The 22841-nt window shown below is 59.7% G+C and carries 23 protein-coding genes and 1 tRNA gene; 10 read left to right on the forward strand and 14 right to left on the reverse strand.

What is annotated here, in order from left to right:
• The first annotated feature begins 12 nt into the window (after positions 1–12).
• The 7 genes from B9Z37_RS14510 to B9Z37_RS11540 all read left to right on the forward strand — a co-directional run bounded on the left by B9Z37_RS14510 (position 13) and on the right by B9Z37_RS11540 (position 6497).
• On the forward strand, positions 13–177 hold the full coding sequence (locus B9Z37_RS14510) for a hypothetical protein (RefSeq protein ID WP_167394377.1): 165 nt from the start codon (positions 13–15) through the stop codon (positions 175–177).
• Positions 168–407, forward strand: a complete 240-nt coding sequence (locus tag B9Z37_RS11515; protein ID WP_108313171.1) for a zinc-binding dehydrogenase — start codon at positions 168–170, stop codon at positions 405–407. The genes B9Z37_RS14510 and B9Z37_RS11515 overlap by 10 nt, the downstream gene beginning before the upstream one ends.
• Before the next feature lie 267 nt (positions 408–674).
• Positions 675–2759 (forward strand): hypothetical protein, encoded by a 2085-nt coding sequence (locus B9Z37_RS11520; RefSeq protein ID WP_146179733.1) that lies wholly within the window; start codon positions 675–677, stop codon positions 2757–2759.
• Between the two features lie 172 nt (positions 2760–2931).
• Complete coding sequence (locus B9Z37_RS11525) at positions 2932–3870, forward strand: hypothetical protein (protein ID WP_108313173.1); 939 nt, start codon at positions 2932–2934, stop codon at positions 3868–3870.
• On the forward strand, positions 3860–4843 hold the full coding sequence (locus tag B9Z37_RS11530) for a hypothetical protein (RefSeq protein WP_108313174.1): 984 nt from the start codon (positions 3860–3862) through the stop codon (positions 4841–4843). The genes B9Z37_RS11525 and B9Z37_RS11530 overlap by 11 nt, the downstream gene beginning before the upstream one ends.
• Positions 4840–5304, forward strand: a complete 465-nt coding sequence (locus B9Z37_RS11535) for a hypothetical protein (RefSeq protein WP_108313175.1) — start codon at positions 4840–4842, stop codon at positions 5302–5304. The genes B9Z37_RS11530 and B9Z37_RS11535 overlap by 4 nt, the downstream gene beginning before the upstream one ends.
• Positions 5305–5306: 2 nt before the next feature.
• The gene (locus tag B9Z37_RS11540; protein ID WP_146179734.1) at positions 5307–6497 is read left to right on the forward strand and encodes an SPFH domain-containing protein; all 1191 of its coding nucleotides are present in this window, start codon (positions 5307–5309) and stop codon (positions 6495–6497) included.
• A 58-nt stretch (positions 6498–6555) separates the two neighbouring features.
• On the opposite strand, the gene B9Z37_RS11545 is transcribed toward B9Z37_RS11540, so the two are convergent.
• From B9Z37_RS11545 to B9Z37_RS11595, 11 genes are all read right to left on the reverse strand, one after another.
• Entirely contained in the window at positions 6556–7623 is a 1068-nt protein-coding gene (locus B9Z37_RS11545) for a zinc-ribbon domain-containing protein (protein WP_108313177.1), read from the reverse strand.
• Between the two features lie 25 nt (positions 7624–7648).
• Positions 7649–8374, reverse strand: coding sequence for a hypothetical protein (locus B9Z37_RS11550; RefSeq protein WP_108313178.1), 726 nt, complete (start codon positions 8372–8374; stop codon positions 7649–7651).
• A 63-nt stretch (positions 8375–8437) separates the two neighbouring features.
• Complete coding sequence (gene tolA / locus B9Z37_RS11555) at positions 8438–9409, reverse strand: cell envelope integrity protein TolA (RefSeq protein ID WP_108313179.1); 972 nt, start codon at positions 9407–9409, stop codon at positions 8438–8440.
• Between the two features lie 10 nt (positions 9410–9419).
• Positions 9420–9839, reverse strand: a complete 420-nt coding sequence (locus tag B9Z37_RS11560) for a biopolymer transporter ExbD (protein ID WP_108313180.1) — start codon at positions 9837–9839, stop codon at positions 9420–9422.
• Between the two features lie 12 nt (positions 9840–9851).
• Complete coding sequence (gene tolQ, locus B9Z37_RS11565) at positions 9852–10550, reverse strand: protein TolQ (protein WP_108313181.1); 699 nt, start codon at positions 10548–10550, stop codon at positions 9852–9854.
• Positions 10547–10978 carry a tol-pal system-associated acyl-CoA thioesterase gene (ybgC, locus tag B9Z37_RS11570; RefSeq protein ID WP_108313182.1) on the reverse strand — a complete coding sequence of 144 codons (432 nt, stop codon included), beginning with the start codon at positions 10976–10978 and terminating at the stop codon, positions 10547–10549. Before ybgC ends, tolQ begins: the two co-directional genes overlap by 4 nt.
• Positions 10975–12162, reverse strand: coding sequence for a pyridoxal phosphate-dependent aminotransferase (locus B9Z37_RS11575; protein WP_108313183.1), 1188 nt, complete (start codon positions 12160–12162; stop codon positions 10975–10977). The genes ybgC and B9Z37_RS11575 overlap by 4 nt, the downstream gene beginning before the upstream one ends.
• Before the next feature lie 11 nt (positions 12163–12173).
• The gene (gene nusB / locus B9Z37_RS11580) at positions 12174–12698 is read right to left on the reverse strand and encodes a transcription antitermination factor NusB (protein WP_108313184.1); all 525 of its coding nucleotides are present in this window, start codon (positions 12696–12698) and stop codon (positions 12174–12176) included.
• Positions 12698–13195 (reverse strand): 6,7-dimethyl-8-ribityllumazine synthase, encoded by a 498-nt coding sequence (gene ribH / locus B9Z37_RS11585; protein ID WP_108313185.1) that lies wholly within the window; start codon positions 13193–13195, stop codon positions 12698–12700. The genes nusB and ribH overlap by 1 nt, the downstream gene beginning before the upstream one ends.
• Before the next feature lie 2 nt (positions 13196–13197).
• Positions 13198–14325, reverse strand: a complete 1128-nt coding sequence (ribBA, locus tag B9Z37_RS11590) for a bifunctional 3,4-dihydroxy-2-butanone-4-phosphate synthase/GTP cyclohydrolase II (RefSeq protein WP_108313186.1) — start codon at positions 14323–14325, stop codon at positions 13198–13200.
• Positions 14322–14960: a riboflavin synthase gene (locus B9Z37_RS11595; protein WP_108313187.1), complete on the reverse strand. Its 639-nt coding sequence runs from the start codon at positions 14958–14960 to the stop codon at positions 14322–14324. Before B9Z37_RS11595 ends, ribBA begins: the two co-directional genes overlap by 4 nt.
• A gap of 124 nt (positions 14961–15084) precedes the next feature.
• Between B9Z37_RS11595 and phaR the strand changes: the two genes are divergently transcribed.
• Both phaR and rimO read left to right on the forward strand, forming a co-directional pair.
• Entirely contained in the window at positions 15085–15717 is a 633-nt protein-coding gene (gene phaR, locus B9Z37_RS11600) for a polyhydroxyalkanoate synthesis repressor PhaR (RefSeq protein WP_240606700.1), read from the forward strand.
• A 57-nt stretch (positions 15718–15774) separates the two neighbouring features.
• Entirely contained in the window at positions 15775–17172 is a 1398-nt protein-coding gene (gene rimO, locus B9Z37_RS11605) for a 30S ribosomal protein S12 methylthiotransferase RimO (RefSeq protein WP_108313188.1), read from the forward strand.
• Between the two features lie 171 nt (positions 17173–17343).
• Here the strand turns inward: rimO and B9Z37_RS11610 are convergent.
• Positions 17344–17428 (reverse strand) — tRNA-Leu (locus B9Z37_RS11610).
• Between the two features lie 18 nt (positions 17429–17446).
• Here B9Z37_RS11610 and rnr point away from each other — a divergent pair.
• Positions 17447–19723, forward strand: a complete 2277-nt coding sequence (gene rnr / locus B9Z37_RS11615) for a ribonuclease R (RefSeq protein ID WP_108313189.1) — start codon at positions 17447–17449, stop codon at positions 19721–19723.
• A gap of 110 nt (positions 19724–19833) precedes the next feature.
• Here the strand turns inward: rnr and B9Z37_RS11620 are convergent, their stop codons facing one another.
• Both B9Z37_RS11620 and B9Z37_RS11625 read right to left on the reverse strand, forming a co-directional pair.
• Positions 19834–21324, reverse strand: coding sequence for an NAD(P)H-hydrate dehydratase (locus B9Z37_RS11620; protein ID WP_167394378.1), 1491 nt, complete (start codon positions 21322–21324; stop codon positions 19834–19836).
• A 5-nt stretch (positions 21325–21329) separates the two neighbouring features.
• Positions 21330–22685, reverse strand: a complete 1356-nt coding sequence (locus tag B9Z37_RS11625) for an amidase (RefSeq protein ID WP_108313191.1) — start codon at positions 22683–22685, stop codon at positions 21330–21332.
• Between the last annotated feature and the right edge of the window lie 156 nt (positions 22686–22841).

Genomic DNA, 22841 nt, shown 5'->3' on the forward strand with positions numbered 1-22841 from the left:
TCGAAGCGGTGGGTGCAGGCGGTCATTTTGGCCGAGCGCCTGGCGGGTGATTTACGTGGGCAAACCGTTTTGGTGTCTGGGGCTTCATCGGCTGTGGGCCACTCCATCACGCAAATGGTGTGCTTGGTCGGTGGCCGTGTGATCGGCACCGTGGGCTCCGAAGCCAAATGGACGTGAACTTGCCGTTTCGCCCTTGGTTGTTGCAGTCCATGGGCGTGAAGTTCTTTCTGCTCTATGACCTGACCCCCGCCGACCGTCAAAAGGCGATTGCCCGCCTGTCGGACATGCTGGTGCAAAACCAGCTGCGGCACAGCATCGGGGCGCGTTACGCTCTAGCCCAAATAGCCGAGGCCCACCGCACCGTGGAAGCGGGGCAGACGGTGGGCAATGTGGTGATCGATTTTTGAATCAGGACCTTGCTGTGTCAGGCCAGTGTCCTGACCCACAGCGATCCTGATCCATTGCATCTAAGCACCTGGCGCAACAGGTGTCATGTACAGACTGCGTTTCCAGTCCTCGCTGCTCATTTTGAGGGCTTAGATGAGTGGTGAATTTGAAGATATTTTTGATTTAACGCCGTTTGTTGAATTTAAATATTTGGCCATTTTTTGATGTTGCATATATAAATTTAAAGTAACATGAATATTTCTCGCGTTCGCTAAGACTGGAGTGGTATGAGCACAAAATCGTTGGCCAGGCCGATTGACAATGTCCTGGATGTACATGAAACGAGGGTGGTGGCCATCATTGACCACTTGGCTCCGGTGCTGGCCTCTTGGCGTCAAGGTGAAGATTTGCGCCATGAAAAGGACACCCTAGAGGCGCAGTGCGATGTGCTGGAGGGTCAAATTCTGACGCTCAAGCCTGCTGGCGAGCAGCTGGCCGCAGATTTGGCGGTCTCGCAAAAGAAGGTGTCTACCTTTTTGATGGTGGGTGTGGCGGTCTTGGCGGTGGGTTTGGGCCTGTATCTGGCTTATCCCGTTTTGACCTTTTTGGCGCTGGCGGCCAGCTTCCCGTTTTGGAAGTGGCATCAGTTCAAGCAGCAAGCGGCCACACTGGCCGAAGCTTTGGCCCAAAACCAGCAGGCTTTGTCCGATGCCGATGTGGCTTTGCGCCAGGCGCTGGCGCGGCTCGAGGTGATTGAGCAAGAACTCGATTCGCGTTTGGGGGGCTTCCCTGAAATCACTTTGGCCGATGTGCATTTGGCTTTGGAGTCGCTCGATTTGGCAGGTCACCGGGTGCTCAATGACCGCTCTGGCAGCCATGCGCCCGTTCGCTTGACCACGATTGACACGACGGCTTTGACCGATGAGGTGTCGGCGATCACCGGGCAGCTGGATGCTTTGTTGGACATTCCGCCCATGCTGTCTGCCGATGAGGTGACGGATTCGGCCGATCCGATGAACAGTCTGTACGGCGAAGAAAACCAGCTGCAGTCCTTGGTCGGTGAGTTCACCAACAATTTGGCCAAATTGCACGATGTGGGCATCGACATGCATTTGGTGCCCGCGTCGAGTTTGTTGCAGCAGCGCTTGTCGGCGGGTGAGTTCCAGGATGTGATGGCTCCTCAAGCTTGCGAGGTCGCCGCTTCGGGCAGCCATGCGCAGGAGATCGAGACATTCAAGGAGACGATCAATGTGCTGTCCAGTGAAAACGGACAGCGCATGCTGGACACGCTCAACACGGTCTACGAGGGGCTGGAAGCCACGTGCAACCGTTATGCGAACGCCCGCATTGCGTCGGTCAATCAGATTCATGGTGGCTTGACCCAGGTGCTGGAGCGGGCAAGCTGGTGCAGCCGCAAGTTTTTCTGCCCGCGCACGATCGTGGCGCCCCAATACATTGAGGACTTGATCGGTGTGCAGATTGAGAGCGCCCATGCGCTGGACATCCACACCTTGCTGGACCGTTTGCAATCGGACGAGGTGGTGCGCGCCCGCATCAGCAAGAAGCCTGATTTGCTGGAAGATTTGTCGGCAGCGCATCAGACGGTGGGTTTGTTCTTGCACATGATGGCGGTCGATGAGAACGGCAACGCTTTGCAGGATCAGGCCATCAAGCCGCGCCATGTGCAGATGCAGATCGATGACGCTTTGAAGGTCTTCCGCTTGGTGCTCAACAAGATCTTGACCGGCGCAAGCAATCCGATCATCCATTTTTCGCAAGAGGCGCAATTGCGCTACGACCCGGATCTGGATGAGTGGTCAACCGATTTGGCGGCCTATGTGTACCGCACACCGGATGCCATCAAGTACGGCAGTGTGGTCAAGGCGCATTGCGATTTGATGATTCCGCTGTGGGAGCATTTGTGGACGGAGAAGGCCGATTTCCGCAAGTCGGAGCTGTTCCGTACCAACGAGATGATGATTTCGATGAGCGAGAAAGAGGGCGAGAAACTGATCAGCGTGGCCAATCAGTTCCGCGACGACTTGCGCACGAACCGAGAGAACTTGTATCTGCTGGAGTCGGATTTGAATGCCAAATACGACGAGATCCTGAGCTTCCGCGATGGCATGAGCATGCTGGGCTTGTTGTCACCGCGTGTGATGGAGCAGATCACCGATGAGCGTTTGCAGCGCTTGTTGATTGGCGAGTCGCCGCTGTCGGCTGCCAGCACTTATGAGTCCACTTTGGCCAGCTTGCCCAAGGCTCAGGGCCTGACGCGGGGTACGGTGCATGACCCGATCGAAGTGGTGCGAGAGCCCGGGATCATGTTATCGACGCCCAGGGTCGGTGGTCCACGTTTGATTTCTGCTTGATTGAAGGGAGCAGAAGATGTCAAACACCCCATCGGGCGTGAGCCAGAGTTATGTTGACTCTGCGATCAGGTCCCTTCGTACTGAGATGCATGGTGAGCTCCGCTCGGTGTATTCCGAGATTGGCTCTTTGCGTTCTTATGTCGAGCATGAAGTCGCAAGGTTGGAGAGAGAAATGAGAGAAATTGGCGAGATGATCGTTCAGGCCCTGGAGCGGCAAACAGTGGCTGTGGTGGGCGGTGTGGCCGCCACCACGCTGATGCTGGAGCGCACCAAGCAACAAATTCAAACGGATTTCAGCGAAACGCGCTTGAAGCTGGATTTGCAGACCGAGTCGGCCATGCAAATCGAGATTGGCAAGAAGGTGGCCGAGGCCCAGTCGAGCAAGACAAAGTTGGGCGCGTTTTCTCAGGACATCAAGACCCGCTTTGAAAAGGCGGTCGAGGGCGCTGCGATCAATCGGGATTTGTACGATCTGAATTTCCAGAAAATCCTGGACGAGTTCGACAACAAGACCAAGACCATCGGCAGTCATATTTTTCAGATCCGCAACGAAGACATTGCACCTGCCGAGCGGGCAGCGCAAATGCCTTACGAGGTGGCGCACACCTTGCCGATCGAGATGGACTTGCACCGCCTCGAGATCCGTTCGCAGAATTTGGACCAGTCTTTGTCCATGCTCAAGTCGAGTCGCCTGGACGATGTTTTGTATTCACAGCAACGCAACGATGCGCAGTTGACGCCGTTTGCCGGTGGGGCTGCGGCGCAGCCGTCGGCCCATTGGGTGGTTGAAGGGGTGCTGACCAGCTCGTCTTTGCACAGCAAGCTGCTGGCAGGCCAGTCGGCCCAAAGCTGTGGCAGTGAGTCTTTGAGCTTGCAAAACCTGACCGACGAGCTGGCGTGCTTGAGCGGTGAGCAGGCCCTGGCTTCGGCAGAGCAAAGCGTGCGCTCTGGTGCGGTGCGGGATGCGAATTCCAACGACGTTGTGGCCTTGGCCAAGGCGGCTCAGATGCTGCGCAACAAGGGGCTGATTTCGCAGGATGCGGCCACCATGTTTGAAGATTTCATTGGTTCGGGTCAATTGAAGATTGTGGAGGCGCGTCATGCCCATTAAGCAAGAAGGCAGCAACGTGGTGGTCAAGGGCCACATTGCGGGCAGTGTGTTCCCGACCAGTGAAAAAGACACGAATTTCCCGGTGTTGGTCGATGGCAGTGAGCAGCCCGCCCGCATTGAGGGGGCTTTGTATGGCCGTGCGCTGGAGTTGCGCGGCGATGTGCTGGTCGAGGGGCCAGTAGTGGCGCGGGGGGATTTGCGCATTGATCCACGCCAAGGGCGGGTGCAGTTGCGCTCGGGCTTGACGATCAATGGGTCTTTGAATTGCCATTTGCAGGCCGACACGCAACCCATGCGTGCGGTGCAAAAAGCGTCTTTGATCATCAAGGGTGACTTGGTGGCCAACCAAAACATTGCACTCAAGAATGCGGTGATTTTCGGCAGCGTCCGGGCGGTGAACTGCACGCTCGAAAATTGCGTGGTGCTGGGCACTTGCATTGTGGAGGAGCGTTTGTCGGTGCGCATGTCTTCGCTGGGCGGTTACGCCAGCCGTGATGTGTCGTTTGAAGGGGCGTGCATGATGATCCATGCCTTGGGCGAGAGCTTGACCCAACCGGTGATGGCCCCGTATGAGGCGGCTGATGGCACCATTCAGGCCAGCGATGTGCGTTACTACCCGGCGGTCCGCAAGTTGGATCAGTTGATGAATCTGGTGGATTTGGCGCAGGCCGACTACCCCGCGTATTCGCTGCTGTCGCCGCACACGGATTGGCTGGAGTCGCCGGTCACCCCGAATGCGGCTTTGGATGAGTTGCACGCCGAGTCGCTGGACAAATGGGTCTTGTCCATCGGCGGGCGTATTGGCGATGTCACGGTGATTTCATCGTCCATCGACGCGATGACGGCGATGCTGAAGGTGGGCTTTGAGTATGAGCATTACCATCCACAGCGCCGTCAGCAGTACATCGAGCGCCTGCGCGGTCAGTTGACGAGCAGTGAGCAATGGGTTCTGGAATCGGTGTGCCCGGCATGAGCTACGTTTTCCGCTTTTTGGTGCTGGGCTTGGCATTGCCTTTGGTGATCTGGCTGCTGTTCAATGGCCCGGACCTGAAGGCTTCGGCCAATTTGTTTTTCTTCGGCATCATCGTTCTGAAGTTTTATTGGCTGATTTGGGGCCGTGTTCTGTTTGCCATGTTTGGCGGTGACCGCTTCACGTATGGTGGACTGGCGCTGGGCCTGAATGTCTACGCTTTTGCGCAGGCGTTGGTGTGGGGTGTTTTTTACTTCACGATTTCGCCTTGGCTGACGGGGGGGCCACGGTGGCAGCAGTTGTCGCAGGTGCCCACTTGGTTGGTGGGCTATTTGTCGGTTTGGATGTTGCTGAACATGGCCATTCCCTTGATGACTTCGCGCCATGTCAGCCCTTTGCCCAAGGCTTCGGAGCGCAGAACGTATGAAACGCCCGGTGAAGACCGGACACAGGAAGGGCAGTGACGATGAGCTTGTTAGGCAATTTGTTCGGTAAGTCGGTGGAGGCGGTCAAGGACACGGTGACTTTGTCTTTCATTCGCGACGAGACGAAGTCTTTGTACATTGCGCGACCAGAGAGCGCGATGGGCCAGTTGGTGTACATGCACCCGGACAAGAGCATTCCGCGGGGTGCCAAGATCACGGTGCGCAGCGATGAGTGCGCTTTGTTTTTCCGGGAGGGCAAGTTCATTGCCCGCTTGAACCCGGGGACCGAGTTGCTGGATACAGCAAACTTGCCTTTCTTGGGACATTTCCTGGTGGACCATTTCACCGGGGCTAATCACTTCTTGTGTGAGCTGTTTTTTGTGGCCACGCACGAATGCCGCCTGGACAGCGGCGTGGCGGAACTGGGGCAATACAAGGACTTGAACTCGGCCAACGTGGTGGGGATCAACGCCCGTCTGTCGTACACGGTTCGGATCAAAGACCCTGTGACCTTGATGACGTCTTTGACGGGCCTGTCGGCTTGGTCGGGGGCTGCAGCGCAACAGGTGCTGGATGGGCGCATTTTTAACCAGTTGCGCAAAACAGTGGGCATGCGGTCCATGCGGCAACCGGTCATGCAGATCGTCTCCAACGTGGATGTGGAGTCGATCAGTCAAGAGATTGCCCGGCTGACGGACGAAGAGTTTATGCCGCTGGGCCTGACGATTGGCCGCATTTATGACCTGGCCATGCAGCTCGACGATGCGAGCTTGCAGTTGCTGCGCGACTTTGGCAAACAGGAGTCGCAAAACCGCATTGCTTCGCAGGACGGCTACACCGAATTCAATCTGGTACAGGGCCAGCGTGCGGCACTGGAGGGCCTGGGCAAAGGCATGGAATCGCACGGGGTGCCGGTGATGGGCTCTTTTGGTGATTTGACACGCCGTGGACCGTCTTTGCAGTCGGCTGGTGTCGGGGCAGGTGCAGTGCGCCATGCTGCGGCTGGCACGGTGATTTCGGGCCAGGCGGCGTTTATTGTGCAGACAGACCGTGGCCCCGCAGGCCCCTATTCGGCCAGGCAGGTGGCCTTGATGGCGATCTCCAAGGGGCAGAGCTTGGCGCAGGTGCAAATCCGCTCGACCCAAGACCCTGAAGACATGTATTTCGCGGCCGATTTGGAGCCGCAGATTGTGCAGGAGTTCAAGCGTCGCTCACCGCCGGGTGCGGCTTGATCTGAGCCGAGACGGCATCAGCCCACGCCCAGCAGGGCGGGGCTCATGGTTTGAGCGGTCAGGGCTTGCGTGCCGGGATCGCTGGGAGCTGGGGCGATGTCTGGTTGGCCACCGCCTTGAATTTGGGCTCTGCAGCACGCGCGAACTCCGCCAAACTGCTGAGGGCTTGCGCCCGGTCTTTGGCAAAGTAATAAGCCAGCTTGAGCGCTGACTGGGCCGGCTGGGTGATGTCTTGTGCGGCAAACACCTGAGAAGCCAGCAACCAAGCAGAACCTGATTGTGGATCGGTGAGCAGCAACTCCAGCGTCAGCTTTTGGGCTTGTGCATGGTTGCGACTGGACAAGGCAGTCTGCGCTTGCTCACGCAGGGCTTGTGCGTTGGGGTTGGCTTGAGCTTGTGCGTTGCTCACCATATCGGCCAAGGCACTCCATTGGTCCTGGCCGACCAACTGCAGCATGTCGTTAATAAAGGCTTTGTCCACGGTGCGTGCCGCCACAGCCGCTGGGGCAGGTGCAGCTGGTGCAGCAGGAGCCGCCACTTGAGCTGGCGCGGGAGCCTCCTGCGGTGCGGGGGCTTTGCTGCCACCCGCCAACGCGAAATAAGCCACGGCGCCTGCGGTCAGCAGACCCAAGCCGCCCACGGCCATTTTGACGCCGCTCTTGGACGTTGCTTGGGCTTGTTTGGCGCTGTTGGCGCTTGTAGGCGCAGGCGCTGGGCTGGGAGCGGCCGGTGGTGTCGCAAACTCTGGGGCCACTTCGTATTTAGCAGTGGCTTGTGCTGCGGGTGCGGTCGCGATTTCGGGGGCCGCAGCCGGGGCTTGTACTGGCAGTTCCTCGGGCATTTGCACCGCTGCTTGCGCGGGCACTTGAACAGGTTCTTGAACAGGCGCGGGGGGCGCAGGTTCATCCAGCACGGGTGCAGGTGTTGTGTCTGGCACCAGGGGGCTGGCCTCTTGGGCTGGGGCCGCAGTCTGGCTTTGTTCGGGGGCTGCGGGTGCAGCAGGCACGTCGGCTACCGCTGGGGCGGGTGCTGCGACGGGTTCGGGCGCAGTGCCGACGGCGTTTCCGCACTGGATGCACAGTTTGGCTGTAGGGCGCAGCGATGCACCGCAGTGGTTGCACTTCATGGGCAATGTCCTTCAGACGGGTGTATCAAAAGCCTGTGGCGGCGGGTTTGGCTGCGGGGGCCGGTTTGGCCGCAGGTGCAGCCGGTGGGGCCGCGGGTTTGGGTGGGGCGGTTTCCTGGGCTTTGCGGCTCAGCGCGGCCTCGCGCTCGCGCAGGACGCGCTCGCGTTCGGCCAGTTCACGTTCTTTGGCTTGTTGCTCCCGCTCTTCCAGTGCTTTGCGTTGGGCTTCCAACGATTGGCGCTCGCGCGCAAGGCGCTCTTCGTCTTGGCGCATGCGGTTGCGTTCGTTTTGTTCGCGCTGGGCTTGCTCTTCAAGGCGTCTGGCCGCTTCTCCCACAGCTGGATCAATGACTTTGACCGGCAAGGAAATGGGGGCGCCTTCGCAGGGGATGGCCGATTTGAGTCCGCGTGACATATAGCGGCCAAAAATGCGGATGTTGTAGTCACCACTGCCGCCGTAGCGGTGGGTCAACTTCAGTGGCAGGCTCTGAAAGCCGTCTGAGCCCACGCGAATGTCTTGGGTTCGGCCATCACCGTATTCGACACGCATGCCGCACCAGACTGTGTTGCTGTTGGGCGTGAGCTGAACGGTGACCGCAAAATCCTCGTTGATCGGCACGGGGCTTCTCGACAGGGATGCCGAGTTCAGGACTTGGGCTTGGAGTGGCGATTGCAGCCACAAGGCCAGGCCGAGGAGGGTGCCCTGAACAATGGATGAAGTGGTCAGACGGGGTATTTGAACGGTTTTCATATAAGGTGACTTTGATTTTTTTGTGATTATAAATTTAAACATTGCAAAATACCTCGATAAGTGTCAATCCGAGGGGCGGAACCCCAGCACGATGACGGGAGGCACACGACCATCGGTGTCCTTGGGCAAGATTTCCGTTTTGTCGATGGCGCGCAGCACAGCGTCATCCCACGCTTTGTTGCCGCTCGGTTGCGCGATGCGGCGGCTCAAAATCATGCCGTCTGGGGCGACCTTGACTTCGACCTCTGCCCGCGGGTTGCCCACCACATCGCCGGGGTAGGTGATGTTGGGTTTGATGCGACCGACCAAGCGGCCTGCATAGCTGGCGGAAGGGCCTGATGATTTGAGTGCGGTGCCCGTGGCGTTTTCGCCACCGGAGGCCCCCGCCATGCCTTGCATGCGTTTGAGGTTTTCTTTGCGCAGCGCGTCCGTGCGTGCGGCATCGGCCTTTTCAGCGTTGGCTTTTTCGGCGGCTTTTTTCTTGTCGCGTTCTTTCTCTTCTTGTGCTTTTTTCTCTTTGGCCGCTTTTTCTTTGGCTTTGTCTTCTTTCTCGCGCTCTTTTTCTCGTTCCTTGCGCTTGAGTTCAGCCTTTTCATTTTCAGCCTTTTCCTTGGCGGCCTTCTCTTTTTCGGCCTTCAGCTTTTCAGCTTTCTCGGCTTCTTTCTTTTTTTCTTGTTGTTTTTTCTTTTCGAGCGCGATTTGGGCGTCCAGCCTCTCTTGCGCCAGATCGGGGGCAGGCGGTGGCGGTGGGGTGGGTTTGGCAGGTTTAGGCTGAGGAGCGGGTTCCGGCTCGGGCGCTGGCTCCGGCTCCGGCTCCGGTGGCGGTTCTTGCAGCCTTGGGGCTGCGGCCTGCGGTGTGGCGGACCACAGCTCGGCTTCGGCTTGCACGGTTTGCGTTTGTGTTTTCCAGGCCGTGGCCAGGCCCAAGGCCAAGAACAGCAGCGCGTGCACCAAGCCTGCGGTCAGCCAAGCGCGGCCCGCACCGGGCTGAGGTGGCGGGGCAAATTCGAGGTGCGGGGCGGCCTTGGCGTTCAAACCCGAGTCCTCAAGGGGCCAGTTGAACCGACAAGCCCACGCGTGCAATGCCCGCACGCTGCAGGCTGTCCATGACTTGCACCACGGTCTCGTATTTCACCGTGCGGTCGGCGCTGATGACGACGGCCGTGTTTTGCTCGTCGCCGACCAGACGCTTGACGCTGGCGGCCACGCTGGGCAGGGTGGCGGAGTCGGTTTTGCCGTCACTCACCAGCTCCAGCCGTTCGTCTTTTTGGATCACGATCTGGATGACTTTGTCGGGTTGTTTGGCGGCTTTGCCCACGCTGGGCAGGTCGACCACGCTGGGTGTGATCATGGGCGCGGTCACCATGAAAATGATGAGCAGCACCAACATCACGTCGATGAAGGGCACCATGTTGATTTCGGCGATGGTGCGGCGTCCGCGACCCCGGGATGAGACGGCTGGCATGGGTGGTTTCCTTCAGTGACCCGAAGCCGAGCTGTTGGCCCCGCCCAGGCTGCGCTGCAGGATGTTGGAGAACTCTTCGATGAAGGTTTCCAGCTTGATGGCGATGCGGTCCACGTCGTGCGAAAAACGGTTGTAGGCCAGCACGGCCGGGATGGCCGAGAACAAGCCAATGGCGGTGGCAATCAGCGCTTCGGCAATGCCGGGGGCCACGGTGGCCAGGGTCACTTGCTGCAAGCTGGCCAAGCCTGTGAAGGCGTGCATGATGCCCCACACGGTGCCAAACAAGCCGACATAGGGCGAGATGGAGCCGACCGAGGCCAGAAATGCCAGTTGCGATTCGGCCACGTCCATCTCGCGCTGGAAGCTCGCGCGCATGGCGCGGCGTGCACCGTCGAGCAGGGTGCCCGCGTCGCTGATGTGGCGCTCGCGCAGTTTTTGGTATTCGCGCATGCCGCTGGCAAAAATCCGCTCCATGGGGCCAGACAGTTTGGCGTTTTGGCTGGCCGCGTTGAACAGCTCATTGAGGCTGGTGCCTGACCAAAAGAGGCGTTCAAACTCTTCGTTCAGGTTTTTGATGCGCTTGATGGCTCCGAGCTTGCGCACGATGGCAGCCCAGCTGGTAACAGAGATGGTCAGCAGCAGCAAGACCACCAGCTGCACGACAAAACTGGCGTGCAAAAGCAGCGAGACGATGGACATGTCTTGGTTCATTTCAGGGCTTCCAGAACGGGGGCCGGAATGCGGCCCGGTTTCAATGTGGTGGCGTCGACCCAACCCAGGCGTATGGTGCCTTCGGCCAGCAGTCGGTCGGTTTGGCCCTCGGCGCGCAAGTAGGCACGCTGGGCAATGGTCAAACTGGCTTTGCCGCCGCTTTGCAGCTCGGCGGTCACGATCAAGGTGTCGTCCAGGCGGGCGGGCGAGTGGTATTTGACGGCGGTTTCACTCACCACAAACATGCCACCCGATTCGTCGCGCAGCACCTGTTGGCCAAAGCCGAGCGCGCGCAGCCATTCGGTGCGGGCGCGCTCAAAGAACTTCAGGTAGTTGGCATAAAACACGATGCCACCCGCGTCGGTGTCTTCCCAATAGATGCGGATGGGGTGCTGGAAAGCGGCGTTGATTTCCGCAGAGATGCTCATGGCTGCAACCACGCTTTCAGGCGGGCAATGGCGGTTTGCAACTCGGCCATCGAATTGGCGGTGGAAAAACGCACAAAGCTGGCCGTCTGGTCGGTGCCAAAGTCGCGCCCGGGGGTGATGGCCACATGGGCATGTTCCAGCGCGGCAAAGGCAAAGTCCCAGCTGTCTTTGAGGCCCAACTTTTGGCAGGCGGCGCTGCAGTCGGCCCAAGCATAAAACGCACCATCGGGGGCGACAGGCACGGACAAGCCCAGCTCGTTCAAGGCCGGAATGAAGTAGTCGCGCCGGGCTTTGAACTCGGCACGGCGGCGTTCGTATTCGGCCAGGCTCTCGGGCTCAAAGCAGGCCAGGGCCGCCTGTTGCGCCACGGTGCTGGCGCAAATGAACAGGTTTTGCGCCAGGCGCTCCAGCACAGGCGTGAGCTGCTCAGGCACCACCAGCCAGCCCAGACGCCAACCGGTCATGTTGAAGTATTTGCTGAAGCTGTTGATGCTGATGACGTCGTCGCCCAGGGCGAGGGCGCTTTGGCCGAATTGTTCGTCGTGGCTCAGGCCCAGATAAATTTCGTCGATCAAGGTGATGCCGCCACGGCTGCGCACCACTTCCATGATGCGGCGCAGCTCGGCCGGATCGATCGAGGTGCCTGTGGGGTTGGACGGGGAGGCCAGCAAGACGCCACGGGTTTTCGGGCCCCAAGCAGCGGCCACCTTGGCGGCGCTGAGCTGGAACCGCTCTTCGGCCGTGGTGGGCAGTAAGACCGCGGTGCCTTCTGCGGCACTCACAAAGTGGCGGTTGCAGGGGTAACTCGGGTCGGGCATGAGGATTTCATCGCCCCGGTCAATCAGCGCGAGACACGCCAATTGCAGCGCCGCCGATGCGCCCGCGGTGACCACGATGCGGCTGGCAGGCACTTGCACGCCAAAGCGCTGCGCGTACCAGTGGCTGATGGCTTGGCGCAGCGCATCCAGGCCCAGCGCGGGGGTGTATTGGGTGTGCCCGCCTTCGATGGCTGCTTGTGCAGCTTCTTGCACGCGGGGTGGGGCGGTGAAGTCGGGTTCGCCGATGTTCAAAAAAACCACCGGTCGGTCGGTGTGGGCGACCTCGCGGGCTTTTTGCGAGGCGGCTTTCGCCACTTCCATCACATAAAACGGCTCTATGCGTTCGGCACGTTCGGAGATGCGCATGGCCTGGGCGTTTATTTGGCGCGGCCGGACTGGCGGTCGGCTTGCACTTCGGCGCTGCGCAACTCGGGGGCCAAGCCACCCAGCACGGCGTTCACATATTTGTGGCCGTCGGTGCCGCCAAAGTCTTTGGCCAGCTCGATGCACTCGTTCAGCACCACGCGCCAAGGCACGTCCAAGCAGTGCTGCATTTCGTAAACACCGATCCACATGATGGCGTGCTCAACGGGGGAGATTTCGGCAAAGTGACGGTCCAGCTTGGGCGCGATCATCGCGTCGAGTGCTGTGGCTTGCTCGATGCAGCCATAAAGCAATGCGTCGTAGTGGGCCGAGTCGGCTTTGTGAAAACCCGACAGGTCGCGGGTGAAGACATCGATGTCTGAGGCTTCGTTGCGGCCCACGATGTGCTGGTACAGCGCCTGCAGCGCAAACTCGCGTGAGCGGCTGCGGGCGGGCTTGGCGGACGACTTGCGCGTGCCTGCGGCTGCGGGCGATGCACTTGCCGCTGTGGTGTCCGGCGTGCTGTTCTGGTCGGTCATCAGGTGTTCTCTTCGTCGTCAAATTCTTCGGCCAGGTCGGCCGACAGGTCGTCCATGATGCAGGCCATTTCAACGGCCACACGAGCAGCGTCGCGACCTTTTTCGGTCTGCCGCACGATGGCTTGTTCCAGGTTTTCGGTGGTCAAGATCGCGTTGGCGATCGGCAGGTTGTAGTCCAGCGACACGCGGCTCACGCCAGCGCCCGACTCGTTGGCGACCAGCTCGAAGTGGTAGGTCTCGCCACGGATGATGCAGCCCAGCGCGATCAGCGCGTCGTATTCGGCCCGCTCGGCCATGGCCTGCAGGGCCACGGGCACTTCCAGAGCGCCAGGCACCATGACATGGTCGATGCTGGTCACGCCCAGAGCTTCGAGTTCTTCGATGCAGGCTTTGGCCAGGGCATTGGTGATGTCTTCGTTGAATCGGGCCTGCACGATGCCGATGTGCAGAAATTGCCCGTCGAGTTCTTGTTCTGTGCCTTTGTTCGCTTCGAGCATGTTTATTCCTTGGGGATGTAGCCAGTGATTTCGAGGCCGTAGCCGGTCATGCTGGGCATGCGGCGGGGCTGGCCCATGAGTTTCATTTTGTGCACGCCGCATTCGCGCAGGATTTGCGCGCCCACACCGTAGGTGCGCAGGTCCATCTTGCCGCGCTCGGGCGCTTGTGCCGAGCGGGCGCGGCCTTCAAACTGGGCCAGCAACTGGTCGGCCGACTCGCCGCAGTTGAGCAACACGGCCACGCCGCAGCCTTGTGCGTTGAGGTACTGCAAGCTGGTGTCCAGACTCCAAGAGTGCATGGAGCGGTTGACTTCGAGCGCGTCGAGCACCGACAGCGGTTCGTGCACACGCACCGGCACTTCGGTGTCGGCAGACCATTGACCTTTGACCAAGGCCAGGTGCACGGTCTGGCTGGGTTGGTCACGGAAGGCGTGGGCGGTGAATTCACCGTGGGCGGTTTGCAGACTGCGGCTGCCGATGCGCTCGACGAGCGATTCGTTGCGGCTGCGGTATTGGATCAGGTCGGCAATCGTGCCGATTTTCAGGCCGTGCTCGGCAGCGAAGATTTGCAAGTCCGGCAGGCGGGCCATGGTGCCGTCGTCTTTCATGATCTCGCAGATCACGGAAGAAGGGGAGCAGCCAGCCATGGCGGCCAGGTCGCAACCGGCTTCGGTGTGGCCTGCACGCATGAGCACACCGCCGTCTACGGCTTGCAGCGGGAAGATGTGGCCCGGTTGCACCAGGTCGGTCGGTACGGCATTTTTGGCCACGGCCACTTGCACGGTTTTGGCGCGGTCCGCGGCCGAGATGCCGGTGGTCACGCCTTCGGCGGCCTCGATGGACACGGTGAAGGCGGTGCTGTAGACGGTGCCGTTGCGGGCGGCCATGGGCGGCAGTTTGAGGAATTCGCAGCGCTCGCGGGTGAGCGTCAAGCAAATCAGGCCCCGGCCAAAGCGGGCCATGAAATTGATGGCTTCGGGCGTGACGTGGTCAGACGCCAAGACCAGATCACCTTCGTTTTCACGGTCTTCTTCGTCGACCAGGATCACGATGCGGCCGGCTTTCATTTCGGCCACGATCTCTTCGACAGGCGAGATCGCCACGGGGGTCAGTTGCGCGGGGGCGTTCATGCTGTGTCTTTCTGGATCAGTCCGGCGCTGAGCATGCGCTCAACATAGCGGGCCACGGTGTCGATTTCGAGGTTGACCCGGCTGCCAGCTTGGAGGCTACCGAGGGCGGTGTTGTCCACGGTGTGCGGGATCAGGTTGATGCTGATTTCGCAGCCATTGGCCAGATCGGCCACCTTGTTCACCGTCAGGCTCACGCCGTTGACGGTGATCGAGCCTTTGTAGGCAAGGTATTTGGCCAGGGCATGGGGTGCCAAAATGCGCAGTTCCCAACTTTCACCGATTTGCTCGAAGTGGCTGATTTGGCCCACGCCATCCACATGGCCCGACACGATGTGCCCACCCAGACGGTCATGGGCACGCAGCGCTTTTTCGAGGTTGACGGTGCCTTCTCTGTCCAAACCGCTGGTTTTATCCAGCGATTCGGCCGAGATGTCGATCGTGAACTGACGGCTCTCGGGGCTGAAGGTGGTGACGGTCATGCAAGCGCCGTTCAAGGCGATGCTGTCGCCCAGGCCCACATCGTAAAGGTACCCGGCGGGGGCCTCGATGGTGAGGCGCTTGCCGTGGTGTAAAGAGCGACCCAGGTCGTGAATGGCGACGATTCGCCCCACGCCGGTGATGATTCCGGTGAACATAGCTGTCTATTTTCGCAGGTAATGAGGGTTAATCGGGGAGGGCGGCAACAAAAAAGCGCACTGTAGCTTCATCGCGTGTCTGCCTGGTTGGATCAGGGTTAACCAAGGCTCGAGCTGCCCGGGCATGTGCCTAGAATGTTGCATTGCAGCAGATTTGCTATTTACAGTCACTCATCAGGAGTTTTCATTGTCGGTCAAGCCCCCAGTCAAGTCGATCAAAACAGCCAGCACACCCGCGGCAGCGGATGTCCGGACGATCAAGAAATACCCCAATCGGCGCTTGTACGACACACAAACCTCCTCCTACGTGACCCTGGCCGAGATCAAAAAACTGGTCATGGCGGCGTCCCCTGTGGTCGTGCTGGATGCCAAAACGGGTGAAGACCTGACGCGCTCTATCTTGCTGCAGATCATTTTGGAAGAGGAATCTGCAGGCGTGCCCATGTTCAGCGAAGCGGTGTTGTCCAACATCATCCGGTTTTATGGCCATGCCATGCAGGGGCACATGGGCTCTTATTTAGAGAACCACGTCCAGTCCTTCATGGATTGGCAAAGCAAACTGGGTGAATCCAGCCCGGCCCTGAGCCCGGAAGTCTGGGCGCAGTTCATGCAGTGGCAGACGCCGCTGATGCAAAACATGTTTTCGGGATTGGCCAATCCGTCCCAAAACGTCATGGCGCAGATGCAGGAACAGATGCAAAAGCAAATCCAGAAGAACACGGAGCAGTTGCTCGGCGTCATGGGTTTAAGGACTTGATGGGCGCAACATGTCCTTTTGTCACAACGCAGACGTTTTTGCGGGGACAATGCGGGCATGAGTGAAATGACTGCAACTGCCCCCCTCCCGACCCCGAAAGTGGGTTTTGTCAGCCTGGGCTGCCCCAAGGCGCTGACCGATTCCGAACTGATCCTGACGCAATTGAGTGCAGAGGGTTATCAGACTTCCAAAACTTTTGAGGGTGCTGACCTGGTCATCGTCAACACCTGTGGCTTCATCGACGAAGCCATCAAGGAAAGTTTGGACACGATTGCCGAGGCGCTCAATACCAACGGCAAAGTGATCGTGACCGGTTGCCTCGGCGCTAAAACAGCCGAGGGCGGTGGCAATATGGTCTTGGAAACGCACCCCAGCGTGCTGGCCGTGACCGGGCCCCACGCCACGCAAGAGGTGATGGACGCAGTGCACACCCATTTGCCCAAGCCCCACGATCCGTTTCTGGACTTGGTGCCTGGTGGTTTTGGCGAGGCTGGCCTCAAACTCACGCCGCGCCACTATGCGTATTTGAAGATCAGCGAAGGCTGCAACCACCGCTGCACGTTTTGCATCATCCCGTCCATGCGCGGCGACTTGGTCTCTCGTCCGATTGGCGATGTGCTGAAAGAAGCCAAGGCCTTGTTTGAGGGCGGTGTGAAAGAGTTGCTGGTCATCAGTCAGGACACTTCGGCTTATGGGGTGGATGTGAAGTACCGAACCGGTTTTTGGGACGGTAAACCGGTCAAGACCCGTATGCTGGAGTTGGTGCAGACGCTGGGCGAGATGGCCCGCGCGCACGATGCCTGGGTGCGCCTGCACTACGTTTACCCTTATCCCAGTGTGGACGACATCATTCCACTCATGGCCCAGGGACTGGTGTTGCCGTATCTGGATGTGCCTTTCCAGCACAGTCACCCCGATGTGCTCAAACGCATGAAGCGTCCTGCCAGCGGCGAGAAAAACCTCGAGCGCATCCAGCGCTGGCGAGAACTGTGCCCCGAGTTGGTGATTCGCAGCACCTTCATTGCCGGCTTTCCGGGAGAGACAGAAGAAGAGTTTCAGCACCTGCTGGACTTTTTGCGCGAAGCGCAAATCGACCGGGCGGGTTGCTTTGCTTATAGCCCTGTCAAAGGCGCCACGGCCAATGAGCTGCCGGGTATGCTGCCCGAGGCGCTGCGCGAAGAGCGCCGCGCCCGTTTCATGGCGGTGGCTGAAGAGGTCTCTATTGCCCGTTTGCAGCAGCGCGTGGGTTCAACCATGCAGGTGTTGGTCGACTCTGCACCGGCCATGGGCCGGCGCGGTGGTGTGGGGCGCAGCTTTGGCGATGCCCCCGAAATCGACGGCGTGGTGCGTTTGTTACCGCCCGAGAAGCTGAGCAAAACACTCAAAGTGGGTGAGTTCACCCGCGCCCGTATCGTCAGCGTGGAAGGCCACGACCTGGTGGGGGTGCCGGTTTGATGGTGTGCGGCGCGCCGGGGGGCCGCCTTCAGGCGGCCCGGTTGCGTCGCGTGCAGTCGGGCTGGAATGCCTTGTGTTTTGAAGGCACGGGAAATACCGCAGACAACAAAAAAGCCGTTGATCAGAAATCAACGGCTTGTTGTGTTTTTAACTTATCTGATTCGATAAGATTGGTGCCCAGAAGAGGACTCGAACCTCCACGATGTTACTCGCTAGTACCTGAAACTAGTGCGTCTACCAATTCCGCCATCTGGGCGCCTCAGGAATTAAAGGATTGTATATCAAAAAAGTAGCGCCACCCAGCGGCTTGCTGGAAGAAATTGAAGGAAGTGTTCAAGGACACCGGGATGGCCATGGATTTTTGATCCGTGACAACGGCGAATCGGACATTTATTTGTCGCCCAACGAGATGCGTGCTGTGCTGCACAAGGACCGAGTCAAGGTGCGCATCGTGCGCCAAGACCGCAAGGGCCGCCCTGAAGGCCGCATCGTCGAAATCGTTGAGCGACCCGAGCAGCCCATCATTGGTCGATTGCTGCACGAAGGCGGCTTGTGGTTGGTCGCGCCCGAAGACAAGCGCTACGGCCAGGATGTGATGATTCCCAAAGGGGCTACCGGTACGGCCAAGCCGGGGCAGGTGGTGGTGGTCGAGTTGACCGAGCCGCCAGCCTTGTTTGGGCAGCTGGTGGGCCGTGTGAAGGAAGTGCTGGGTGAAATTGACGACCCCGGCATGGAGATCGAGATTGCCGTGCGCAAGTACAGCGTGCCGCACGAATTTTCGGCGGGCTGCATTGAGCAAGCCAAGGGCTTGCCGGACAAGGTGCTGGCCAAGGACCGCAAGGACCGGGTTGATTTACGCGATGTGCCCTTGGTCACGATCGACGGTGAAGATGCCCGTGACTTTGACGATGCTGTCTATTGCGAACCGGCCAAAGTGGGCCGCGGCAAAGGTTGGCGTTTGTTGGTGGCGATTGCCGACGTGAGCCACTATGTGCAAACGGGCAGCGACATCGACATCGATGCCTACGACCGCGCCACCAGTGTGTATTTCCCGCGCCGCGTGATCCCCATGCTGCCCGAAAAATTATCCAACGGGCTGTGCTCGCTCAACCCCGACGTGGACCGTTTGTGCATGGTGTGCGACATGCTGGTCAATGCCAAGGGCGATGTGCACGCCTACCAGTTTTACCCGGCGGTGATGCACAGCCATGCCCGCTTCACCTACACCGAAGTCGCGGCCATTTTGGCCAACACCCGCGGACCGGAAGCGGCCAAACGCAAAGAGCGTGTGACCGACCTGATGAATTTGCAGGATGTGTACAAAGCCTTGCTGGCTTCGCGTGCGGTGCGTGGGGCGGTGGATTTTGAGACCACTGAAACCCAGATCGTGTGTGACGAGAGCGGTCGCATCGAAAAGATCGTGCCGCGCGTGCGCAATGAGGCGCACCGCTTGATTGAAGAAGCCATGTTGGCGGCCAACGTCTGCAGCGCCGACTTCATTCAGCAGGGCAAGCACCCCGGCTTGTTCCGGGTGCACGAAGGCCCAACAGCCGAGAAAAAAGACATCCTGCGCAATTACCTCAAGGCGCTGGGCCTGGGCATGGGCATCAGCGACGATCCGCACACCAGCGAGTTCCAGAAAATTGCGCAAGCGACCAAGGACCGCCCGGACGCACAGCAGATTCACACCATGTTGCTGCGCTCGATGCAGCAGGCCATTTACACCCCGGTGAACAGTGGGCACTTTGGTCTGGCCTATGAGGCCTACACCCACTTCACCAGTCCGATCCGCCGCTACCCTGATTTACTGGTGCACCGCGTCATCAAGTCGATTTTGTTGGGCCGCAAATACACGCTGCCCAGCTTACCTGTGCCGGGCGAGGCACACGCCAAACTCAGCAAGCGCTTGGAGAAAAGCCGCGCCGCTAAAGGCGATTCACCCGAGTCTCAAGCCCCGCGCGTGCGCATGTCGGCCGCCGACCAGCGGGCCTGGGAAGCTGCGGGCTTGCATTGCAGTGCCAATGAACGCCGTGCCGACGAGGCCAGCCGCGATGTGGAAGCTTGGCTCAAGTGCAAATACATGCGCGAGCACTTGGGTGAGGAGTACAGCGGTGTGGTGTCTGCGGCCACCAGCTTCGGCATCTTTGTGACATTGGACACGTTGTATGTGGAGGGTCTGGTGCACATCACTGAGCTGGGGGGGGAGTACTTCCGCTTTGACGAGTTGCGCCAGGAGCTGCGTGGTGAGCGCACGGGCATCCGTTATGCCATTGGCAGTCGGGTGCAGGTGCAGGTCAGTCGGGTGGATCTGGATGGTCGAAAAATCGACTTCCGCTTGGTGCACCCTGGTGACGATCTGGTGCCGCGCGCCATGCGTGACAAAGGTGTGTCTGCGCCAGCCGAGAGCGGTCGCGGCAAAAAACACGGTTCGCAAGACCGCCGGTTGGCCGATGCCGAGCGCAATCGGTCGCCCATTCAGGCCCTCAAAGCTTCGGTGAAGAAGGCGGCCGCCAAGAAAAAGGGACCACGGACCACCAAGCCGCGCCGCTGAGGTGGTGTTGCCGAGGGGCTTCATCCTTCGGGTGGTCAGCACCACCTGATGCTGTCAAAAAGCCAGACTTCAATTCTGGCTTTTTGTTTTCTTTGCGTTGTGGCGACTTGTCAGGCCAAGCGCTGTGCCAATCGACTGGCCGTCAGGGCTTTGTTTGGGGGCCAATCGTCGGCCAATTGACCATGCTGCGCAGCAGCTGTGCAAGCCGCATCAAATGCGCCCAGACCTTGCGCCATGCGTGCACCGATGAGTCCGGCCAGCACATCGCCCGTGCCGCCTATGGCCAAGCGGCCGTTGCCGGAGGTGTTGATGCGTGGCGTTTGGCCAGGCGCTGCGATGACCGTGCCTGAGCCTTTTAAGACCACGGTGCATCGGAGTTGATCCGCCAAATTTTGAGCCGCCTTCAGCCGGTCGCTTTGCACCTCAGTTGTGCTGATGTTCAAAAGCCGTGCTGCTTCCAGGGGGTGGGGTGTGATGACGGTCGGTTGCGCATCTGTCCGCTGGCGCAGCCCGACTTGCAACTTGTCGTCTTGCGCAACAGCGTTCAGGCCATCGGCATCCAGCACCAATTGCCCACTGCGTCGCAGCACCTCTGCCATGACGGATTGCACGGTTTGACCACCGCCGCAGCCGCAGACCACATGCAGTTTTTCCAAATCGAGGCGCTGCCATTCGCGTTGCATCAGATCTGGTGGCACGCTTTCTGCGTGTTGCCCTGAGAGCAGGCTCAAGATGACGCGTCCGGCACCGGCGTGCAAGGCGGCTGTGGCTGCCAAAACGGCGGCACCTGTCATGCCCATGCCGTGCGCGGCCATCGCCTCGCCACCGATGATGGCCACATCGCCATGGCTGCCTTTGTGGCTGGCGTGGCGCTTGATCGGGCGTGGTTTGCTGTCGTTGAGCAAGGCTTGGGGTGGTGGCACGCTGATGCCGTCCCGAAAGCCCAGGCAATCCAGCCAGATTTGACCGCAGGCATCTCGACCATGACCCATGAAGAGCCCGGCTTTGGCCGCAATGAAGGTTAGAGTGTGATCGGCTTGTACAAGCAAGGCGGTGTCGGTCGCGTCGCCCAGCAGTTGCCCGGACTCGGGATTCAGTCCTGTGGGCAAGTCGATGGCCAGCACTGGGGCTGGACATCGGTTGATGGCTTGCACCCAAGTTTGCATCTCGCAACTGAGCGGCCGTGTGGCACCCATGCCCAAAAGGGCGTCGATGCACAGGTCCAAAGGACCCATGTCTTCCAGCCAAGAGGCTGGCAGTTCCGAGTTGATCTGAACGCCCGCTGCTTGCGCCCTTTGCCATGCTGCGTGCGCGTCGGCTGGCAGGTTCTGAGCTTTCCCCAGGAGGCTGACACGGACCGCTTTGCCCCATTGATGCAGGTGCATGGCGGCTTCCAGGCCGTCACCGCCGTTGTTGCCAGGACCTGCGGCGACCCATATGCGCTGGGCATAAGGTGCCAGGGCCAAGGCCAGTTGGGCGGTGGCCAAACCAGCTTTCCCCATCAGGGGTATCGGGCTGCAGGCTTGAAGTTGGGCTTCCAGCACTTGAATGCCTTGCCGCCCATGGACGGGCCAAGCCGATGTGCGGGACAGTCTTTGCATGGCGTTCAATGCCTTTGCAAAACGGGTTCCAGCAGAGCAGCCAGTTGAAGAATGGTGTCGTCGTGCATGGCGGTGTGCCATGCCATCAAACCGACTGGCAGTTCGCCTGGGGCATGGCAGGGCAGCGAAATGGCGCAACCGTCCAGCGTGTTGATGGTGCTGGGGTTGCGCAGCAGCAGGGCGTTGACGCGGAAAAACTCTGCATCGCGTTCCGGGCCGGGTGCGACGTCACTCAGGCAGGGTCCCACGATGGGCAGGGTGGGCGAGAGGATCGCGTCATACCCTTGCAGTGCGGCCTCGACCCGGGTAATCCAGTTGGCTCGTGCGCTTTGCAGGTGGATGTATTCATGGGCGGCCATTTGAGCGCCTCGCTGAATGCGCTGGGCCACTCGCGGGTCATATTGATCCGCGTCCTTGCCAAGCCAATCGCGGTGCCATGCAAAACTCTCGGCGGGACTGAAGCCGCCTGTGGCCATCATGGGGACGATGTCCAGCAGTTCCCGCAGGGGGATTTCCTGAATTTGGGCGCCCGCTGCACGCAAAGCCACCAGGCTGCGCTCAAAAGCACGGCTCACAACGCTGTCCATGCTGTCCTGCATGAGGCTTTGCACGATGGCCAAGCGGTAGCTCGACAAGGGTTTGTGTGCTTTTGGGACCTTTCTGCCCGACAAAATTTCGTGAGCCAAGACGGTGTCCCGCACCGTGCGGGTCATGGCGCAGACGGTGTCCAGTGTGGTGGACAGGGGAATCGCACCTTGGGTGGGTACGAGCCGGGCGGTATTTTTAAAGCCGACGATGCCGTTCAGTGCAGCAGGAATGCGGATGGAGCCACCTGTGTCCGAGCCCAAGCCAATAAAGGCGGCGCCGGTGGCGACCGAGACGGCTGCACCCGAGCTGGAGCCGCCCGGGATGCGTGGCGCTTGAGCTTCTCCAACCGGGCGGTCTGTCAGGGCATCCCAAGCTGCAGGCGTGCCATGGTGGGGGTTGATGCCAACGCCTGAAAAGGCGAATTCGACCATATTGGTTCGGCCAATGAATCCCGCCCCTGCGGCACGCAGGCGAGCAATAGCGGGGGCATCTTGTCTTGCAGGCTGCTGGTTTTGCAGCACCACCGAGCCGGCTGCGGTGACTTGTCCCTCGATATCAAACAAATCCTTGACTGAGACCGCCAAGCCCGCCAAGACTTGCCCTGTTACGGCGGGCTGGGTCGCGGTTTTTTTGAGGCTTTCAGGGGTGATCTGGAGGAAAGCATGTTGGCACGCCGAACTCTGCGCCACGTCCAGGCAGGCTTGTGCGGTGGCCAGGGGATGCGTTTTCCCTTCAATCAGGGCTTGCCGGGTGGCAATCAGGTCGGCTTTCATGGGGGAGTGCCTCTGTAGAGCAAAGTCAGGATGCTATAATCCTAAGGCTTTGTACAGCTCGGGTACTGTCTTTTGAGTGTCTTATTCAAAATGCAGTGATTCAGGTCAACAGAGCACATCCGCAAACCAGTCCCATCAAGGTGTCGCGCTTGTTCA

The sequence above is a fragment of the Limnohabitans parvus II-B4 genome, assembly GCF_003063455.1.
GTDB lineage: Bacteria > Pseudomonadota > Gammaproteobacteria > Burkholderiales > Burkholderiaceae_C > Limnohabitans_A > Limnohabitans_A parvus.

Coding starts and splice junctions, on each gene's coding strand:
- phaR (WP_240606700.1), top strand. CDS start 15,085: ATGTGCCTAGAATGTTGCATTGCAGCAGATTTGCTATTTACAGTCACT.
- B9Z37_RS11625 (WP_108313191.1), bottom strand. CDS start 22,685: ATGAAAGCCGACCTGATTGCCACCCGGCAAGCCCTGATTGAAGGGAAA.
- B9Z37_RS11595 (WP_108313187.1), bottom strand. CDS start 14,960: ATGTTCACCGGAATCATCACCGGCGTGGGGCGAATCGTCGCCATTCAC.
- tolQ (WP_108313181.1), bottom strand. CDS start 10,550: ATGAACCAAGACATGTCCATCGTCTCGCTGCTTTTGCACGCCAGTTTT.
- ybgC (WP_108313182.1), bottom strand. CDS start 10,978: ATGAGCATCTCTGCGGAAATCAACGCCGCTTTCCAGCACCCCATCCGC.
- B9Z37_RS11520 (WP_146179733.1), top strand. CDS start 675: ATGAGCACAAAATCGTTGGCCAGGCCGATTGACAATGTCCTGGATGTA.
- B9Z37_RS11560 (WP_108313180.1), bottom strand. CDS start 9,839: ATGCCAGCCGTCTCATCCCGGGGTCGCGGACGCCGCACCATCGCCGAA.
- ribH (WP_108313185.1), bottom strand. CDS start 13,195: ATGCTCGAAGCGAACAAAGGCACAGAACAAGAACTCGACGGGCAATTT.
- B9Z37_RS11620 (WP_167394378.1), bottom strand. CDS start 21,324: ATGCAAAGACTGTCCCGCACATCGGCTTGGCCCGTCCATGGGCGGCAA.
- B9Z37_RS11530 (WP_108313174.1), top strand. CDS start 3,860: ATGCCCATTAAGCAAGAAGGCAGCAACGTGGTGGTCAAGGGCCACATT.
- rimO (WP_108313188.1), top strand. CDS start 15,775: ATGAGTGAAATGACTGCAACTGCCCCCCTCCCGACCCCGAAAGTGGGT.
- nusB (WP_108313184.1), bottom strand. CDS start 12,698: ATGACCGACCAGAACAGCACGCCGGACACCACAGCGGCAAGTGCATCG.
- B9Z37_RS11575 (WP_108313183.1), bottom strand. CDS start 12,162: ATGCGCATCTCCGAACGTGCCGAACGCATAGAGCCGTTTTATGTGATG.
- B9Z37_RS11545 (WP_108313177.1), bottom strand. CDS start 7,623: ATGAAGTGCAACCACTGCGGTGCATCGCTGCGCCCTACAGCCAAACTG.
- B9Z37_RS11550 (WP_108313178.1), bottom strand. CDS start 8,374: ATGAAAACCGTTCAAATACCCCGTCTGACCACTTCATCCATTGTTCAG.
- B9Z37_RS11540 (WP_146179734.1), top strand. CDS start 5,307: ATGAGCTTGTTAGGCAATTTGTTCGGTAAGTCGGTGGAGGCGGTCAAG.
- B9Z37_RS11535 (WP_108313175.1), top strand. CDS start 4,840: ATGAGCTACGTTTTCCGCTTTTTGGTGCTGGGCTTGGCATTGCCTTTG.
- B9Z37_RS11525 (WP_108313173.1), top strand. CDS start 2,932: ATGAGAGAAATTGGCGAGATGATCGTTCAGGCCCTGGAGCGGCAAACA.
- B9Z37_RS11515 (WP_108313171.1), top strand. CDS start 168: ATGGACGTGAACTTGCCGTTTCGCCCTTGGTTGTTGCAGTCCATGGGC.
- ribBA (WP_108313186.1), bottom strand. CDS start 14,325: ATGAACGCCCCCGCGCAACTGACCCCCGTGGCGATCTCGCCTGTCGAA.